This is a genomic window from Mycobacterium toneyamaense (assembly GCF_055384815.1).
In genome coordinates, this window is sequence record NZ_AP040333.1 from 1,202,666 (window position 1) to 1,219,082 (window position 16,417).

The following is a 16,417-nucleotide window of genomic DNA, read 5'->3' on the forward strand; positions in this document are numbered from 1 at the left end:
GAATCACGGCAAGCCGGAGGTGATGACCGGCGCCAAGCTGGTCAGGCTCATGAGCCCCGGCACGACGCCCGGGATGGCCTGTGCTGCCGGAGCAGCAGCCGCCACTGCGGCGGGTGCGGTGGCCAGCGGAGACGCTGCGGCCGGAGCGGCAGCCAACGGTGCGGCGAGCGGAGCCGTTGCGGCGGCCAGCGGTGCGGCGGCAGCCGGGGCAGCAGCGGCGAGCGGTGCGGCCAGCGGGGCGGTCGCGGCGGCGAGCGGTGCGGTGGCGGCAGCCAACGGTGAGGTGGCGGTCGTGGCGGCGGCAACCGGCGCGGCGACGGCCGGCTTCGGCAGCATGTTCGCCAGTGGGGTACCGGCCGGCAGCAGCGAGGTCAGGTCACCCGGGAAGGCGATCTGCTGCGGCAGCGGCAGCGGCGAGCCCGGAATCTGCGGCAGGTTGATGTTGGCCGACGGGATGATGCCCTGGGCCGGGGCAGCCGGAGCGGCGGCAAGGGGTGCCGCAGCGGCCGGTGCGGTGGCGCCGGGAACCAGGTTCTGCGGCAGGGTCACCGACGCGGTGGCGGCGGGAGCGGCGGGGGCGGCAGCCGGCGCGCCGGAGGTCAGGGCCTGCGTGACACCCGAGAGGGCCTGGACCGGAGCCTGGGCGAGTTCATTCACCAGCGGCGTGCCGGGAACGACGGGCGCCGGGTTCGCGGGGGCCGGGTCGGCGGCCGCGACCGCGCTCAGGGCGATCGCCATGGGGACTGCGCCGGCGGCGGCAATCATGCTGGTGGTCAATACTTTTCGAGCGGTGCGGTTGCGCATTTTGGGGGTCCTCCCGGTCCAGTCGTGGCGCGTCAGAACCGAAGGTATTCCGTTACTGGTGTTACTCAAGTGACACGTGTGGCATTTATAGATCCGTTACTGATCGGAAGGCGAAGGGTGACCGACCGTTACAGTCGTGCGATAAACACCGCCACGCGATCAGTCCTGCGCTGGGCGCCGCTGATGCTGGCGCTCAGCATCGCTGCGCGCTTCGCCTGGACCTATCTGGTGCCCAACGGGGCCAACTTCGTCGACCTCCACGTCTACGTCGGTGGCGCGTCGACCCTCGCCGGCGGCCACCCGCTGTACGACTACGTCTACGCCGACCAGACCCCGGACTTCCCGCTGCCGTTCACCTATCCACCGTTCGCGGCAGTGCTGTTCTATCCGCTGCACTTCGTGCCGTTCGGTTTGCTGGCGTTCTGCTGGCAGGTCGGCATCATCGCGGCGCTCTACGGTGTGGTGTGGATCAGCTTGCGGCTCATCGGGTTTCGGGGCGAGCGAAGCGACGGGAAATGTCCAGTCGATCCCTCGCATCGGCTGGCCATGGCGTGGACGGCCGTCGGCATCTGGACCGAGCCGCTGCGCAGCACCTTCGACTACGGGCAGATCAACGTCATCCTCGTGCTGGGCATGCTCTACGCCGTCTACAGCACCCGCTGGTGGTGGTCCGGTCTGCTGGTCGGACTGGCGGCCGCGGTGAAGCTGACGCCCGCAGTGACGGGGCTCTATTTCGTCGGCGTCCGGCGCTGGGGCGCCGCGGTGTTCGCGGCCGTCACCTTCGCCGGCACCGTGCTGGTGTCGTGGCTCGTGCTGCGCGATCAGGCGCTCTACTACTTCACCGACCTGCTGGGTGACGCCAACCGGATCGGTCCGGTCGCGACGTCGTTCAACCAGTCCTGGCGGGGAGCGATCTCGCGGATCGTCGGGCACGACGCCGGCTTCGAGCCGGCCGTGGTGATCGCGGTGCTGGTGACGGCCGTCGTGGCCGTGTTCGCCTGGCGCGCCGTCTACGGTCCCGACCGGCCCGACCGCCTCGGTGCCCTGCTCGTGGTGCAGTTGTTCGGGCTGCTGTTCTCGCCGATCTCGTGGACGCACCACTGGGTGTGGCTGATCCCGCTGATGATGTGGCTGTGGCACGGGCCGTTCGCGGCCCTCGGTTCGGCGCGGGTGCTGCGCTGGACCTGGCTGGTGCTGATGCTCGTCGGCGTGCCGTGGCTGCTGAGTTTCGCGCAGCCGACGATCTGGGTGATCAGCCGCCCGTGGTACCTGGCGTGGGCGGGGCTGATCTACCCGGTGATGACGCTGGTGACGCTCGGCTGGATGGCCCTGCGAACCAGGACTAGACGACCAGTCCGTTGATGTCCGTGGCCATCTCCACGTCCTTGTCGGTGATACCACCCTCGGAATGTGTGACCAGGGTGAAAGTAACTGTCCGCCAACGGATGTCGATGTCCGGATGATGATCCTTGGCTTCCGCGTGGATCGCCACTCGGCGGACGGCATCGATACCGTCGAGGAACGCCGGGAACTTCACGGACCTGCGTAGCGCGCCGTCGGCGCGTTCCCAGCCTTCGGGCAGTGCGGCGTCTACTTGTTCATCGGTGAGGACGGCCATGACCCCATTGTTGCGGCGAGAGTGGGGGATTACGAGGAATCGTTTGCGATTTTCCGCGTAAACCCCCACGCTCGACGGCCTGACCTGTGGATAACCGGGTCGCTGGGCGTCAGATTTGTCGCCCGTCCCGTCGAGGGTGACGTCATGGACCAACTCATCCTCGGGTCGCAGGCGCTGCGGACAGGACGCCTGACGGAGCATCAGTTGCGTACCCGGTATCGCATGGTTTATCGCAACGTGTACCTGGCCAAGGGCGTCGAGATGACGGCCGAGTTGAAGGCGCGCGCCGGTTGGCTGTTCGCAGGGCCGGATGCGGTGATTGCCGGGGTGTCTGCGGCTGCGGTGCACGGTACGAAGTGGCTCGACCCCGATGCGCCCGCGGTGGTGGTCCGGCCAGATCGCCATAGCCCACGAGGGCTGACGACTCATTCGTATGCCCTTGCTCCGCAAGACATTTGTGTGCGGCGCGGTATGCGTGTCACAACTGCCGCCCGCACGGCCTTCGACCTCGCGCGACTGCTGCCGCAGCACCGGGCCGTGCCGATAGTGGATGCGCTGATGAACGCAACCGATCTGAAACTCGTCGACATCGAACCGTTGATCGCGGCGAATCCAGGTACCCGCGGTGTGCATCGGGCGCAGTCTGCTCTGACGTTGGTGGACGGTGGTGCTGAATCGCCGCAGGAATCGCGGCTGCGGCTGGGGCTGGTCGCCGGCGGCCTTCCGTTTCCCGAGACGCAGATCCGCTTCTTCGACGATTACGGCGAGGCGTTCATCCGCGTCGACATGGGGTGGCGTCAGTGGAAGGTGGCAGTCGAGTACGACGGTGTCCAGCACTGGAACGACAGTCGGCAGCGGGCCTGGGATATCGAACGTCTCGCGATCCTGGAAGCCATGGGGTGGGTGGTCATCCGGGTCAGTGCGGCGATGTTGCGCGAGCCCGAAAAGCTGGTCGCGAGAGTGCGCGCGAAGCTGCGAGCCGCCGGATGCCCGGTCTGACGCCGAGCGTGGGGGTTTACGAGGTACTTCGGCCGAATATTCGCGTAAACCCCCACGTTCGACGAGCCAGTAGCCTGGCCGACGTGATCGTCGTCGCCGGAGCCCTTATCGCCGACGCCAGACTGCTGGTCGCTCAGCGCAATCGGCCGCCGGAACTCGCGGGCCTCTGGGAGCTGCCGGGTGGGAAGGTCGCGCCGGGGGAGACCGACGCGCAGGCGCTGGCCCGGGAACTCCACGAGGAACTTGGCGTCATCGTGACCGTCGGGGAAAAGGTGGGCGAGGACGTGCCGTTGTCCGACACCGTCACGTTGCGGGCGTACCGGGTGTCGACCGACGACGCGCCCCACGCCCACGATCACCATGCCGTGCGCTGGGTGGGTGCGGCCGAACTCGACGACCTGCCCTGGGTGCCGGCGGACCGCGCCTGGCTCGCGGAGTTGAAGGACGCGCTGACTCAGTAGTGCAGCTTGTCGCCGACGACGCGCGCCGACGCCATCGCCGTGCCGTGCTGCGCGGTGTACAGCGGGTGCAGCAGCGCGGGGTACTTGCAATGCGGGCAGTCGGTCTTCGGCTTGTTCACCGTGGAGAACGCCAAATGGTGACACGCAGCACACCGCACCACGAAGAATCCGCCGGCCCAATTGGCCAATCCGGCGAATATCGCGGCCGTTGCGCCGAGCGCCAGCACGAACCCGATGACTCCGGTCAACACTTCGTAGATGGTCATGATGGCGACCTCCTCGCGCTGGTTTCCCCGAACTGACGAGACGTTTCCACGGTACTCGCGAAACAGGCATAGAGGCAGGTCAATGCGTATATATCAGGCCTTGCGGGCGCGCTTGAAAACCTTCTCGAGGTCCTTGCCGTGGACCCCGTGGTGCGCCGCCTTCTGGACCTTGTGCAGCACCAGCGGACACCGCTTGCACCGGGGCTTGCTGCGGCAGCACTTCTTCTTCGGTTTCGCCCCGGCGAGCTTGCTGGCCTTCATCGATTAGCAGTTTTGCCAGGCCGTTCGCGGTTTCGCAAACCGACCCCCTCGCTGCGACAATCTTGGGCGTGAGTGAGCAGGCCAGTGCCGGATTCAGAAATGTCGCCATCGTCGCACACGTCGACCACGGCAAGACGACCCTCGTCGATGCCATGCTGCGGCAGTCCGGAGCCCTGGACCGGGGTGACGACTCCACCGAACGCATCATGGACTCGGGTGACCTGGAGAAGGAAAAGGGCATCACGATCCTGGCCAAGAACACCGCGGTGCACCGGCACAACGCCGACGGCACCGTGACGGTCATCAACGTGATCGACACCCCCGGCCACGCCGACTTCGGTGGCGAGGTCGAGCGCGGCCTCTCCATGGTCGACGGCGTCGTGCTGCTGGTCGACGCCTCTGAGGGCCCGCTGCCGCAGACCCGCTTCGTGCTGCGCAAGGCCCTGGCCGCGCACCTGCCCGTCATCCTCGTGGTCAACAAGACCGACCGGCCCGACGCCCGTATCGCCGAGGTCGTCGAGGAGAGCCACGACCTGCTGCTCGACGTCGCCTCCGACCTCGACGAAGAAGCCCAGGCCGCCGCCGAGAAGGCCCTGGACCTGCCGACCCTGTACGCCTCGGGCCGCGCCGGCGTCGCCTCGACCGTTCAGCCCGCCAACGGCGAGGTGCCCGACAGCGAGAACCTCGACCCGCTGTTCGACGTGCTGCTCGAGCACATCCCGGCGCCCAAGGGCAACCCGGATGCCCCGCTGCAGGCGCTGGTGACCAACCTCGACGCGTCGGCCTTCCTCGGTCGTCTGGCGCTGGTGCGCGTCTACAACGGCAAGATCAAGAAGGGCCAGCAGGTGGCCTGGATGCGTGAGGTAGACGGCGCGCCCGTCATCACCACCGGCAAGATCACCGAGCTGCTCGTCACCGTCGGTGTCGAGCGCACCCCGACCACCGAGGCCGTCGCCGGCGACATCGTCGCCGTCGCCGGTATGTCCGAGATCATGATCGGTGACACCCTCGCCGACCTCGAGCACGCGCACGCCCTGCCGCGCATCACCGTCGACGAGCCGGCCATCTCGGTGACCGTCGGCACCAACAGCTCGCCGCTGGCGGGCAAGGTTTCCGGTCACAAGCTGACCGCGCGAATGGTCAAGTCCCGCTTGGATTCCGAGCTGGTCGGTAACGTCTCGATCCGCGTCGTCGACATCGGCAGGCCGGATGCCTGGGAAGTCCAGGGCCGTGGTGAGCTGGCGCTGGCCATCCTCGTCGAGCAGATGCGCCGCGAGGGCTTCGAGCTGACGGTCGGCAAGCCTCAGGTGGTCACCCGGCAGATCGACGGCAAGCTGCACGAGCCGTTCGAAGCCATGACCATCGACTGTCCCGAAGAGTTCGTCGGCGCCATCACCCAGCTGATGGCCGCCCGCAAGGGCCGCATGGAAGAGATGACGAACCACGCCGCCGGCTGGGTCCGCATGGACTTCATCGTGCCGTCGCGTGGCCTGATCGGCTTCCGCACCGACTTCCTCACCCTGACGCGCGGTACCGGCATCGCCAACGCCGTGTTCGACGGCTACCGCCCGTGGGCCGGCGAGATCCGTGCCCGCCACACCGGCTCGCTGGTCTCCGACCGCAGCGGCTCGGTGACCCCGTTCGCGATGATCCAGCTGGCCGACCGCGGTCAGTTCTTCGTCGAGCCGGGCCAGGACACCTACGAGGGCCAGGTCGTGGGCATCAACCCGCGCGCCGAGGACCTCGACATCAACGTCACCCGTGAGAAGAAGCTGACCAACATGCGCAGCTCGACCGCCGACGTCATGGAGACGCTGGCGCGGCCGCTGGAGCTCGGCCTGGAGCAGGCCATGGAGTTCTGCGCCGAGGACGAGTGCGTCGAGGTCACCCCCGAGGTCGTGCGCGTGCGCAAGGTCGAGCTGACCGCCAGCCTGCGCGCTCGCGCCAAGGCCCGCGAGAAGGCCCGCAACTAACTCTCACCGAACCGAAAGGCCGGCCGGCGCACGCGTTTTCGCGAAGCGCTAGCCGGCCTTCTGGTTTTGGTCCAGCCAGGCGACACCCTCGTCGGCCGCCTTGATCAGCGCACCGCGCTCTCCGAAGTACGTGGACACCGCGCCGACCCACGGCAGCGCGCTCAGGCGCTGCCACCACTTGGTCGGCTGCGGCCGCTTGGCGATCTCGTCGAACGTCGCGCGCAGGATGCCCGCCAGCTGCCAGATGCTCTTGACGACGACGACCGGCAGCGACGACGTGACGGCCTCCAGGGGCTTCCAGCCGTCGGGCGGGGTGTCGGGCAGCGTCTCCGGCTCCGGGGCCTGCGGCACGGCCAGGTCGTCTAGCAAGTCCGCCGGCAGCTGGCGTCGGCACAACACCGCGGCGAGCAGCCGCACCTGCTCGCCCCGATCGGTGACGCCGTATTCGCGGGCCACCGCACACAGCACGATGGCGTGGTTGATGAAACCGGCCAATTCGCTGACCGGCAGTACCCGGGCCAGCACACCGAACGCCCCCGGCGTGGCCACCAGCACGGTGTTCAACGCGCCGACGCGGTGCACCCACCAGTGGATGCGCTCGTCCCGGCTCAGCCGCTCCCACGCGGCGGTACCCGGCAGGTCAGCGGCGTTCATCAGGTGGGCGCCCGCGTTCAGCGCCCGGTCCGCGGTGCTGGGGCTGCGGCCGGCCTCGGCACGCCGGTGCCCCACCCGCAGCCGACGGACCAGGCCGACCAAACCGCGCGGCGGGGTCAGGAGCCGGTGGGTGCGCCTGCGGAGCCCGATCGGATCGGCTTGCGACAGCACGTTGAGCAATGGGTTGATGACGGCGACGGCACGGCTCAGCGCGTCGGCGACGTCGGCATCGGACAGCGGGGTGTACGGCTTCGGCAGCAGGCCCATACCGGAGATTGTGGACCACATCAGGGGCGAGCGGCGCGACGGGGATTTGCGGCGGGGGCCTCGGATGGTGGCTCGGGCTCACCCGGCGGATACCCTGAACGGCGTGCCGACCGCCCGCCGCCAGCTGATGACGACAGGCGCACTGGTGTCGGTCCTGGCGCTTGCGGGCTGCACCGTCAGTCCGCCGCCGGCGCCGCGCAGCACCGAGACGACCAAGACCGTCGTCCCGCCGCCGCCCAAGATGAGCCAGATCATCATGGCCATCGACTGGATCGGGCCCGGGTTCAACCCGCATCTGCAGTCCGACCAGTCGCCGGTCAATGCGGCCATCTCGGCGCTGGTCCTGCCGAGCTCGTTCCGGCCCATCGCAAATCCGGCGTCGCCCTCGGGGTCACGCTGGGAACTCGACCCGTCGCTGCTGCTGTCGGCCGACGTGACCAATCAGAACCCGTTCACCGTCACGTACAAGATTCGTCCCGAGGCGCAGTGGACCGACAACGCGCCCATCGCCGCCGACGACTACTGGTACCAGTGGCGCCAGATGGTCAGCCAGCCCGGCGTCGTCGACCCCGCCGGCTACGACCTGGTGACCGGTGTCCAGTCGGTCGACGGCGGCAAGACGGCCGTCGTCACCTTCGCCCGGCCGTACCCGGCCTGGCGCGAACTGTTCAACAACATCCTGCCGGCGCACATCGTCAAGGACGTGCCGGGCGGTTTCGGTGCCGGGCTGGCGCGGGCCATGCCGGTGACGGGCGGCCAGTTCCGCGTCGAGAGCATCGACCCGCAGCGCGACGAAATCCTGCTGGCGCGCAACGACCGCTACTGGAGTGTGCCGTCGGTGCCCGACCAGGTGCTGTTCCGGCGCGGGGGATCGCCTGCGGCCCTTGCTGATTCGATCCGCAACCGGGATACCCAGGTGGCCCAGGTGCACGGCGGGCAGGCGACGTTCGCGCAACTCGCGGCCATCCCGGGCGTGCGGACCGCGCGGATCGTCACCCCGCGGGTCATGCAGTTGACGCTGCGCGCGCAGCGGCCCGCACTGACCGACGTCCAGGTGCGTAAGGCACTGCTGGGCCTGCTCGACGTCGGCCTGCTGGCCGCTGTCGGCGCGGGCAGCGACAACACCGTGACGCTGGCCCAGGCGCAGATCCGGACCCCGTCGGACCCGGGCTACGTGCCGACGGCGCCGCCGGCCCTCGACCGCAACGCCGCGATGGACCTGTTGGTGCGTGCCGGGTACAACATCGAGCCCGACGTCGCGCCGCCGTCGCCTCCCGGCATGCCACCGCCGCCCGGCCACGATCGGCTCGTCAAAGACGGCAAGCCGCTCGGGCTGGCCATCGGCGTCGCCGCCAACGACCCGACGTCGGTCGCGGTGGCGAACACGGCAGCCGACCAACTGCGCAGCGTCGGGATCGAGGCCACCGTGCTGGCCATGGATCCGGTGGCCCTGTACGCCGAGGGACTGGAGCGGGTAGACGCGATCGTCGGCTGGCGTCATGCCGGGGGCGACCTGGCGACGGTGCTGGCATCGCGCTACGGCTGCCCGGGATTGGATGCGACGGCGGTCTCCACCGCGACGCCCCCGGTGCCGCCCCAGCAGCCGACGTCGACGTCGACGTCGAAAACCGCTGTGCCGCAGCCATCGACGCCGACGGTGACGTCGACGGCGCCCACCCTCCCGCTGCCCAAGCCGCTCGGCGGAGACCAGTTGGTGCAGGCGCCCAGTAACTTGACCGGCATCTGCGACCACGCGATTCAGCCGAAGATCGACGCGGCGCTGGCCGGCACCGAGAAGATCGCCGACGTGCTCAACGAATTGGAGCCCAAGCTCTGGGCGATGGAGACGGTGCTGCCGATCCTGCAGGACACCACGATCGTCGCCGCGGGGCCGACGGTGCAGAACGTCAGCCTCACCGGCGCCGTCCCGGTCGGGATCGTCGGCGACGCCGGCAAGTGGGTCAAGGTTCCCTGAGCTTTTCGTGAACCGGCGACGCGACGGCGGCCGCCCGGGCCGCCGACTGCTCCCGCAGCAGCCGGATCCCGTGCGACGAGTACGCGGCCACCGCGAAAACCAGCAGCAGCCAGATCGGCGGATGCGCCAGCTCCCAGACGAACAACGCCGCGAACGCCGGCGCCCGCTGCGTGATGGCGAGGACGCCGGCCGCACATGTCAATGCCACCGCGGGTACGTGCAGGTGCGTACCGGCCAGACCGTTGAGGGCGAACGTCGCGACGGTGCCCGCGGCCGCGCCGGTGGCGAGCGCCGGCGTGATGAGGCCGCCGACCGCGCCGACCCGCAGATACAGCGCGGTGAGCAACGGCTTGAGTACCAGGAGAACCGCCGCGGTGGCGAGACTCAGTTGCGCGTCGACGCTGACGATCAGCACGCTGCGGCCGTTACCGGGCAACTCGGGCCGGTAGATCGAGCAGATGCCGGTCACCAGCCCGGCCAGCGCGACACCCGGGACGAGCACCCAGGACGTCAGCTGCGGCTTGGGCCCGGCGACCGCCATCAGCTTGTTGAAGACCAGGCCGATCACCACCGCAAGCGGTGCGATGGCCAGCGCCAGCATGGCGAATTGGTACGACAGTGCCGGATCCGGCCAGATGAGATCGCGCTCGAAATGCGTGACCGGATGCGACACCGCGACCGCCAGGCTCGACGTGATGAGCGCCGTGCCGACGACCTTGGGATGCCAGGTGCCCATCATGACGCGAGCCGCGAAGAACGCCCCACCCAGCGGCACGCTGTACACCGCGCCCAGGCCGGCGCCCGCGGCGCAGGACAGCAGAATCTCGCGGTCGCGGGCCGTCAGCGTCCCGAGCGTCGATGACGTGAGCCGCCCGAGCCACGTCGTCCCGTAACTGCTGAGCACCGCGGCCAATTGGCGCGGCGCCGTCTCGCGGCCGAGCGACGCACCGCTGCCGACGGCCACGGCCTGCAGCGCCGCGTCGGCCGCCATCGGCAGGTGCTGCATCGGCTTCTTCCCGGCGATGGTCGCCGACAGTGACGGAGTCCCGCTGCGGCGACGCAGGATCCACCAGCCGAGCCCCGCCAGCGCTCCGCCGATCGCCGGTGCCAGCGCGCGCCGAACCGGCGAACTGGCGCCGATGCCGTCGAGCAGCAGCCCGTACGAATAGTGGTAGGCGAGATGTTCGACGGCGTGCAGCAACGAGACCGTCAGTGCCCCGGCGACCCCGGCGAGCAGGCCGGTGAGCAGCACCGCACTGCCGAACTCCAGCGCACGTCGCGTCACCCGGTGAATGTATGCCAGCCTGGGGGATATGGAGACCCCACGGCTGCTGTTCGTCCATGCCCATCCGGATGACGAGACACTGACTACCGGAGCGACCATCGCGCACTACGCGGCCCGCGGCGCCGACGTGCGGGTGCTCACCTGCACCCTGGGCGAAGAGGGCGAGGTCATCGGTTCGCAGTGGGCACAGCTGGCGGTCGACGGAGCTGACCAGCTGGGCGGCTACCGGATCGGTGAATTGACCTCGGCGCTACGGGCATTGGGCGTCGACAGGCCGCGGTATCTGGGCGGGGCCGGGCATTGGCGGGACTCCGGTATGGAAGGCAGCCCGGCGCGGCACCGTCAGCGGTTCGCGGACGCCGACATGGACGAGGCCGTCGCCGAACTGGTGGCGGTGCTGCGGGACTTCCGCCCGCACGTCGTCGTCACCTACGACCCCAACGGCGGCTACGGGCACCCCGACCACATCCAGGCGCATCGGGTGACGACGGCTGCGGTCGCCGCGTCGGCGGGCGACGGCCATCCCGGTGAGCCGTGGCAGGTCCCGAAGTTCTACTGGACCGTGATGGACGGTGAGTCGATGGCCGAGGCCCTGGAGTCGATCAATGGGATCGAGCTGCCCGAGAGTTGGGTGCGGATCCCGGCCACGGCGCTGCCGTTCGATCTCGGCCACCGCATCGACGCCGTCATCGACGCGCAGGACAGCCTGCCGGCCAAGGTCGCCGCCATGCGGGCCCACCAGACGCAGGTGACGGTGGAGCCGAGCGGCCGGGTCTTTGCGCTGTCCAACAACATTGCACTGCCGATCAGTGCCGTCGAGCACTACGTGTTGGTCGACGGCACGGCCGGCGAACGCGACGCCCGTGGTGTGGAAACTGACCTACTCAGCGGGATAAACCTCGCGTGAGACCGGGAAGCGGGGGAGTAGGGTAGCCGCCATGGACTCGGATCTGGACCCCAACTTGCAGCACCTGCAGGGCCTCGGCGACAACTATCAGTGGGTCGTCGGCTCCCTCGTCGGTCTGCTCGACAGCATCCCGACCTGACGTCTGCCCCGGTGCGCGCCGACTCCGGTCGGGCGCGCGCATTGATGCTCGGTGTGCTGGCGTTCGATGGCGCCTTGTCGGCCATCGCCGGCGCACTGTTCCTGCCGCTCTACCTCGGCCCCGTGCCGTTCCCGATCAGTGGCCTGCTCAGTGGTCTCGTCAATGCGGCGCTGGTCTGGGCCGGCCTCCAGTGGACGTCCCATCCCCGCCTGGCCGCGCTGCCGATGTGGGCCTGGTTGACGACCGTCGTGCTCCTGCTGCTCGGTGGGCCAGGCGATGACATCGTGTTCGGCGGCGCCGGAATCATGCAGGCCTCACCGTTGATCTTCTTGCTGCTCGGGGCGACGCCGCCCGGCGTGGTGCTGTGGCGAAATGCCCAGCGGCGCGCGGCAGCGCCGGACTAGCGTCCGGTCTCCGGCATTTCCGCATCGACTCCGCACTGAGGGCGACAACTATCGAGTAGATGCCGCTGTGGCCGCAGGGTCGATCGCGGTGCCTGGTTGGTCCTGCGGTTGTGGCGGGAAAGGTCGAGTGCCTGACGCCGCTGACGCAGAGCCAACGACGGTGTCGGTGATTCTGCGGTCAGGGCGCGGCGATCGACGTGTGACAAGAGCAGGCGAACCTGGGCGCCTGGCTCAGCTATTGGCTGTGTGACTTCCCGAACCGGCCTTCTGGCCGCCGGCAGCGCCCTGCGACTGGCCGGCGCCCTTGTCGCCCTTGGCCTTGCCGCTTCCGGCTTTGTCGCCCTTGCCGGGCTTCGTCGCTCCGGTCGTGCCGGTCGGGTGATCCGTGCCGGCGTTGTTGTTGGTGGCCTCGGTCTTATCCCCGGCCTTCTTGCCGGGTTTCTTGACGGGCTTCGGTGCCTTGACCTCGTCCTGCTGCTTGGCCGGACCCTCGGCCTCGCCGGTCGCAGTGCCGGTCTTGGGTTCGGTCTTCGGATCGGCCTTGGGTTCGGTCTTCGGGTCGGTGGCTTTGGGGTCCGTCTTGGGCTGCTCCGCCTTGGGGTCCGTCTTGGGCTCGGCCTGCGGGTCGGTCGGCTGCTGGCCGGCCTCGGTGCCCGCGGGCTGCGTGCCCTTGTCGTCGGACTTGCCCTTGTCGTCCGCCTTCGCCGGCGTCACCGCTGGCGTCTCGGCAGGCTTCTCGGCCGGCTTGTCTGCCGGCTTGTCCGCCGGGGACTGCGCGGCGGTCGGCGCGAGCTTGCTCGCCGGGTCGGCGTCCGCGGCGGCGGCCTTCTCGGCGGCCTTGGCGGGGACCAGACCGGCGGCCAGGCTGGTCAGTGTGGTCTGCACCGTCTTGGCGATCGACTCGAGGGTGGTCTGCGTGGCGGCCAACGACCCGATGGGCGGCAGCGGCGGAATCGGCGGGATGATCCAACCGAAGAAGTAGTTGAACTCCGCGATGCCGAAGTTGATGACGTCATTGACCGAATAGCGGATCGCATTGCCGATGCCGTTGACCCACACGCCCAGGTTGAGCGGATCGTTCACGATCGGGACGACCGCCTGGTAGAAGATGTCGTCCGAGACGGGCCGGATCAGCGTCCAGTAGAAGATGTCGGTCTGGGCGGCGATCGTGCCGGTGAATGGCACGAACCAGTTCAGCCAATACAGAACGTCGGTGGCGTAGTCGACGCCCCAGTCGACCCATGCCTGAATGCCGGTGTACGCGTTGGTGAGCCAGTCACTGGCCGCGTTCTGTGGGGTGACGACGGGCCCGGTCACCGTGGGTGCGGCCGCCAGCGGGTTCGGCCCGACCTTGGGGACGACGCCCGCGGCGGGCAGCTTGGGCGGCACCGGCGGCGTCATGTTGCTTGCCGCGGCCAGCAGCTTGACCATGGCCTCGGTCAGGTGCGGTTGGGCTGTGGTCGAGTGCGCGGGGACCGCGACGTCGGCGGGAACCACCTGGATGGGGGTCAATGCGACAGCTGTGGCGGTCGCAGCGGCGGCGCCCGCCATGACATACGAGCGGACTGAAACGGACACCGTGGCTCCTCGAAATGATCGCGTCCCGACCCTCTGAACTTACGCGGTCGTCACCAAATTCGGCGAATAGTCTGCGCGTTTGCTGTGTGTGTCCGGGTATGGGGCCCGCGCCGCGCCGGCGAGCTGGCGCTACTGTGGCCGGTATGCCAGGCGCAGTGGTTTCAGAATGTGAGACGCGTGGATGAACGTCGACTTCAGCGGGGTTACACGGAAGTGGCTCTGAACCCCCAGAACGGCGCAGACCTGCCTCTTCCCGTGGTCCCACCGCTCGCCGCCCCCGCATCGTCGTCCGCCTTACGTCGCGTGCTGCGCCGCGCCCGTGATGGTGTGGCGCTGAATGTGGATGAGGCCGCGATCGCGATGACGGCCCGCGGCGACGACCTGGCCGACCTTTGTGCGAGCGCTGCCCGGGTGCGGGACGCCGGGCTGGAGGCCGCGGGACGGCGGGGTGCGACCGGTCGGTTGCCGGTGTCGTATTCGCGCAAGGTGTTCATCCCGGTCACGCATCTGTGCCGCGACACCTGCCATTACTGCACGTTCGTGACGGTGCCGGGCAAGCTGCGCGCGCAGGGTATGGGCATGTACATGGAGCCCGACGAGATTCTCGACGTGGCTCGTCGCGGTGCCGAGTTGGGTTGCCAGGAGGCGCTTTTCACCCTGGGTGACCGGCCGGAGGACCGTTGGGACGAGGCCAAGCAGTGGCTCGACGAGCGGGGCTATGACTCCACCCTCGACTATGTGCGGGCGATGGCGATCCGGGTGCTGGAGGAGACCGGTCTGCTGCCGCACCTGAATCCGGGTGTGATGAGCTGGTCGGAGCTGTCGCGGCTCAAGCCGGTGGCGCCGTCGATGGGCATGATGCTGGAGACGACGTCGCGGCGGCTGTTCGAGACCAAGGGCCTGGCGCATTACGGCAGCCCCGACAAGGATCCGGCGGTGCGGTTGCGCACGCTGGATGACGCGGGCCGGTTGTCGATCCCGTTCACCACGGGCCTGCTGGTCGGTATCGGTGAGAATCTCACCGAGCGGGCCGAGACCATGCATGCCATCCGCAAGTCGCACAAGGAATTCGGGCACGTGCAGGAAGTCATCGTGCAGAACTTCCGGGCCAAGGACCACACGGCCATGGCCGCGACTCCCGATGCCGGGATCGACGATTTCCTGGCCACCATCGCGGTGACCCGCCTGGTGCTGGGCCCGAAGATGCGGATTCAGGCGCCGCCGAATCTGGTGTCCCGTGAGGAATGCCTGGCGCTGATCGGCGCCGGCGTGGACGACTGGGGCGGGGTGTCCCCGCTGACCCCCGACCACGTCAACCCCGAACGGCCGTGGCCGGCGCTGGACGATCTGGCTGCGGTGACGGCCGAGGCGGGTTATGACCTGGTGCAGCGGTTGACGGCGCAGCCGTCGTACGTGCAGGCCGGGGCGGCGTGGATCGACCCGCGGGTGCGGGGCCACGTGGATGCGCTGGCCGACCCGGAGACCGGTTGGGCACGCGAGGTCAACCCTGTCGGCCTGCCGTGGCAGGAACCCGATGAGGCGTCAGAGTCGTTGGGCCGCACCGATCTGCACTCTGCGATCGACACCGAGGGCCGGCTGACCGAGACGCGCAGCGATCTGGGTAGTGCGTTCGGGGACTGGGAGTCCATCCGGGAGAAGGTTTCCGAGCTGGCGGCCCGGGCCCCCGAGCGCATCGACACCGACGTGCTGGCCGCGCTGCGGTCGGCCGAACGCAACCCGGGCGGCTGCTCCGACGACGAGTATCTGGCCCTGGCCACCGCTGACGGTCCGGCGCTGGATGCTGTTGCCGCGCTGGCTGATTCGCTACGGCGGGATGTCGTCGGTGATGACGTGACGTTCGTGGTGAACCGGAACATCAACTTCACCAACATCTGCTACACCGGTTGCCGGTTCTGCGCGTTCGCGCAGCGCAAGGGTGACGCTGATGCCTACTCGCTGTCGGTCGACGAGGTCGCCGACCGGGCGTGGGAGGCGCATGTCGCCGGGGCGACCGAGGTCTGCATGCAGGGCGGTATCGATCCGGAGTTGCCGGTGACGGGGTATGCCGATCTGGTGCGGGCGGTGAAGAATCGGGTGCCGTCGATGCACGTGCATGCCTTCTCGCCGATGGAGATCGCCAACGGCGTGACGCGCAGTGGGTTGTCGGTGCGCGAGTGGCTGACCTCGCTGCGGGAGGCCGGCCTGGACACGATCCCGGGCACCGCGGCCGAGATTCTCGATGACGAGGTCCGCTGGGTGCTGACCAAGGGCAAGTTGCCGACCGCCGAGTGGATCAATGTGGTGACCACGGCGCACGAGGTGGGTCTGCGGTCGTCGTCGACGATGATGTACGGGCACGTGGACACCCCGAAGCATTGGGTGGGGCACCTGAACGTGCTGCGCGGAATCCAGGACCGCACAGGTGGTTTCACCGAGTTCGTGCCGTTGCCGTTCGTGCATCAGTCCTCGCCGCTGTATCTGGCCGGTGGGGCACGCCCGGGGCCGACGCACCGCGACAACCGCGCGGTGCACGCGCTGGCGCGGATCATGCTGCACGGCCGGATTCCGAGCATCCAGACCTCGTGGGTCAAGCTCGGCGTCGAGCGCACGCAGGTGATGCTGCAGGGCGGTGCCAACGATCTCGGTGGCACGTTGATGGAGGAGACCATCTCGCGCATGGCCGGTTCGGAGAACGGCTCGGCCAAGACCGTCGCCGAGCTGGTCGCCATCGCCGAAGGCATCGGCCGCCCCGCCCGCCAACGCAGCACCGACTACTCGCCCCTGGCCGCCTAGCCCCATCTCCCGCGAGCCGGGGCGCACCACCAC

General features: G+C 68.9%; 15 protein-coding genes. 8 read left to right on the plus strand and 7 right to left on the minus strand.

From position 1 onward, the window contains the following. Nucleotides 1-3: 3 nt before the first annotated feature. Complete coding sequence (locus ACZ5IQ_RS05940) at nt 4-804, minus strand: hypothetical protein (RefSeq protein ID WP_464480967.1); 801 nt, start codon at nt 802-804, stop codon at nt 4-6. Nucleotides 805-987: 183 nt separating this feature from the next. Between ACZ5IQ_RS05940 and ACZ5IQ_RS05945 the strand changes: the two genes are divergently transcribed. Beyond that, nucleotides 988-2,166 (plus strand): mannosyltransferase, encoded by a 1,179-nt coding sequence (locus ACZ5IQ_RS05945; RefSeq protein WP_464481426.1) that lies wholly within the window; start codon nt 988-990, stop codon nt 2,164-2,166. On the opposite strand, the gene ACZ5IQ_RS05950 is transcribed toward ACZ5IQ_RS05945, so the two are convergent. Beyond that, on the minus strand, nt 2,147-2,422 hold the full coding sequence (locus ACZ5IQ_RS05950) for a 4a-hydroxytetrahydrobiopterin dehydratase (protein WP_064979105.1): 276 nt from the start codon (nt 2,420-2,422) through the stop codon (nt 2,147-2,149). The genes ACZ5IQ_RS05945 and ACZ5IQ_RS05950 overlap by 20 nt on opposite strands. Nucleotides 2,423-2,566: 144 nt before the next feature. Here ACZ5IQ_RS05950 and ACZ5IQ_RS05955 point away from each other — a divergent pair, with 144 nt between their 5' ends. Together ACZ5IQ_RS05955 and ACZ5IQ_RS05960 are read left to right on the plus strand one after the other, a co-directional pair. Next, nucleotides 2,567-3,421 (plus strand): DUF559 domain-containing protein, encoded by an 855-nt coding sequence (locus ACZ5IQ_RS05955; protein ID WP_318986231.1) that lies wholly within the window; start codon nt 2,567-2,569, stop codon nt 3,419-3,421. 74 nt (nt 3,422-3,495) lie between these two features. Further along, nucleotides 3,496-3,882, plus strand: coding sequence for a (deoxy)nucleoside triphosphate pyrophosphohydrolase (locus ACZ5IQ_RS05960; RefSeq protein ID WP_318986279.1), 387 nt, complete (start codon nt 3,496-3,498; stop codon nt 3,880-3,882). On the opposite strand, the gene ACZ5IQ_RS05965 is transcribed toward ACZ5IQ_RS05960, so the two are convergent. Further along, a complete protein-coding gene (locus ACZ5IQ_RS05965; RefSeq protein WP_073698499.1) occupies nt 3,876-4,148 on the minus strand; it encodes a hypothetical protein in 273 nt (90 codons plus the stop codon). The two genes, ACZ5IQ_RS05960 and ACZ5IQ_RS05965, sit on opposite strands and share 7 nt — an antisense overlap. Before the next feature lie 93 nt (nt 4,149-4,241). Beyond that, nucleotides 4,242-4,409 (minus strand): hypothetical protein, encoded by a 168-nt coding sequence (locus ACZ5IQ_RS05970; protein WP_165605901.1) that lies wholly within the window; start codon nt 4,407-4,409, stop codon nt 4,242-4,244. 68 nt (nt 4,410-4,477) lie between these two features. Between ACZ5IQ_RS05970 and typA the strand changes: the two genes are divergently transcribed. Beyond that, entirely contained in the window at nt 4,478-6,382 is a 1,905-nt protein-coding gene (gene typA / locus ACZ5IQ_RS05975) for a translational GTPase TypA (protein WP_061001920.1), read from the plus strand. A 48-nt stretch (nt 6,383-6,430) separates the two neighbouring features. Here the strand turns inward: typA and ACZ5IQ_RS05980 are convergent, their stop codons facing one another. Further along, nucleotides 6,431-7,303, minus strand: coding sequence for a hypothetical protein (locus ACZ5IQ_RS05980; protein WP_061001922.1), 873 nt, complete (start codon nt 7,301-7,303; stop codon nt 6,431-6,433). A gap of 64 nt (nt 7,304-7,367) precedes the next feature. Between ACZ5IQ_RS05980 and ACZ5IQ_RS05985 the strand changes: the two genes are divergently transcribed. Next, nucleotides 7,368-9,278: an ABC transporter family substrate-binding protein gene (locus ACZ5IQ_RS05985; protein ID WP_464480968.1), complete on the plus strand. Its 1,911-nt coding sequence runs from the start codon at nt 7,368-7,370 to the stop codon at nt 9,276-9,278. Here ACZ5IQ_RS05985 and ACZ5IQ_RS05990 read toward each other — a convergent pair. After that, a complete protein-coding gene (locus ACZ5IQ_RS05990) occupies nt 9,265-10,563 on the minus strand; it encodes a chloride channel protein (protein ID WP_406775582.1) in 1,299 nt (432 codons plus the stop codon). The two genes, ACZ5IQ_RS05985 and ACZ5IQ_RS05990, sit on opposite strands and share 14 nt — an antisense overlap. Nucleotides 10,564-10,591: 28 nt before the next feature. Here ACZ5IQ_RS05990 and mshB point away from each other — a divergent pair, with 28 nt between their 5' ends. Together mshB and ACZ5IQ_RS06000 are read left to right on the plus strand one after the other, a co-directional pair. Then, nucleotides 10,592-11,470, plus strand: coding sequence for an N-acetyl-1-D-myo-inositol-2-amino-2-deoxy-alpha-D-glucopyranoside deacetylase (gene mshB / locus ACZ5IQ_RS05995; RefSeq protein WP_133425568.1), 879 nt, complete (start codon nt 10,592-10,594; stop codon nt 11,468-11,470). 90 nt (nt 11,471-11,560) lie between these two features. After that, nucleotides 11,561-12,013, plus strand: a complete 453-nt coding sequence (locus ACZ5IQ_RS06000; protein WP_406775583.1) for a hypothetical protein — start codon at nt 11,561-11,563, stop codon at nt 12,011-12,013. A gap of 231 nt (nt 12,014-12,244) precedes the next feature. On the opposite strand, the gene ACZ5IQ_RS06005 is transcribed toward ACZ5IQ_RS06000, so the two are convergent. Further along, nucleotides 12,245-13,591, minus strand: a complete 1,347-nt coding sequence (locus ACZ5IQ_RS06005) for a hypothetical protein (RefSeq protein ID WP_406775584.1) — start codon at nt 13,589-13,591, stop codon at nt 12,245-12,247. Between the two features lie 213 nt (nt 13,592-13,804). On the opposite strand from ACZ5IQ_RS06005, the gene ACZ5IQ_RS06010 reads away from it, so the two are divergent. After that, nucleotides 13,805-16,384, plus strand: coding sequence for a bifunctional FO biosynthesis protein CofGH (locus tag ACZ5IQ_RS06010; RefSeq protein ID WP_318986224.1), 2,580 nt, complete (start codon nt 13,805-13,807; stop codon nt 16,382-16,384). The last annotated feature ends 33 nt before the right edge of the window (nt 16,385-16,417 follow it).

Excerpts from the sequence above, each read along its gene's own strand:
- ACZ5IQ_RS05985 (WP_464480968.1), top strand. The coding sequence starts at position 7,368 with ATGGTGGCTCGGGCTCACCCGGCGGATACCCTGAACGGCGTGCCGACC.
- ACZ5IQ_RS05980 (WP_061001922.1), bottom strand. The coding sequence starts at position 7,303 with ATGGGCCTGCTGCCGAAGCCGTACACCCCGCTGTCCGATGCCGACGTC.
- ACZ5IQ_RS05950 (WP_064979105.1), bottom strand. The coding sequence starts at position 2,422 with ATGGCCGTCCTCACCGATGAACAAGTAGACGCCGCACTGCCCGAAGGC.
- mshB (WP_133425568.1), top strand. The coding sequence starts at position 10,592 with ATGGAGACCCCACGGCTGCTGTTCGTCCATGCCCATCCGGATGACGAG.
- ACZ5IQ_RS05945 (WP_464481426.1), top strand. The coding sequence starts at position 988 with ATGCTGGCGCTCAGCATCGCTGCGCGCTTCGCCTGGACCTATCTGGTG.
- ACZ5IQ_RS05970 (WP_165605901.1), bottom strand. The coding sequence starts at position 4,409 with ATGAAGGCCAGCAAGCTCGCCGGGGCGAAACCGAAGAAGAAGTGCTGC.
- ACZ5IQ_RS05940 (WP_464480967.1), bottom strand. The coding sequence starts at position 804 with ATGCGCAACCGCACCGCTCGAAAAGTATTGACCACCAGCATGATTGCC.
- ACZ5IQ_RS05955 (WP_318986231.1), top strand. The coding sequence starts at position 2,567 with ATGGACCAACTCATCCTCGGGTCGCAGGCGCTGCGGACAGGACGCCTG.
- ACZ5IQ_RS05965 (WP_073698499.1), bottom strand. The coding sequence starts at position 4,148 with ATGACCATCTACGAAGTGTTGACCGGAGTCATCGGGTTCGTGCTGGCG.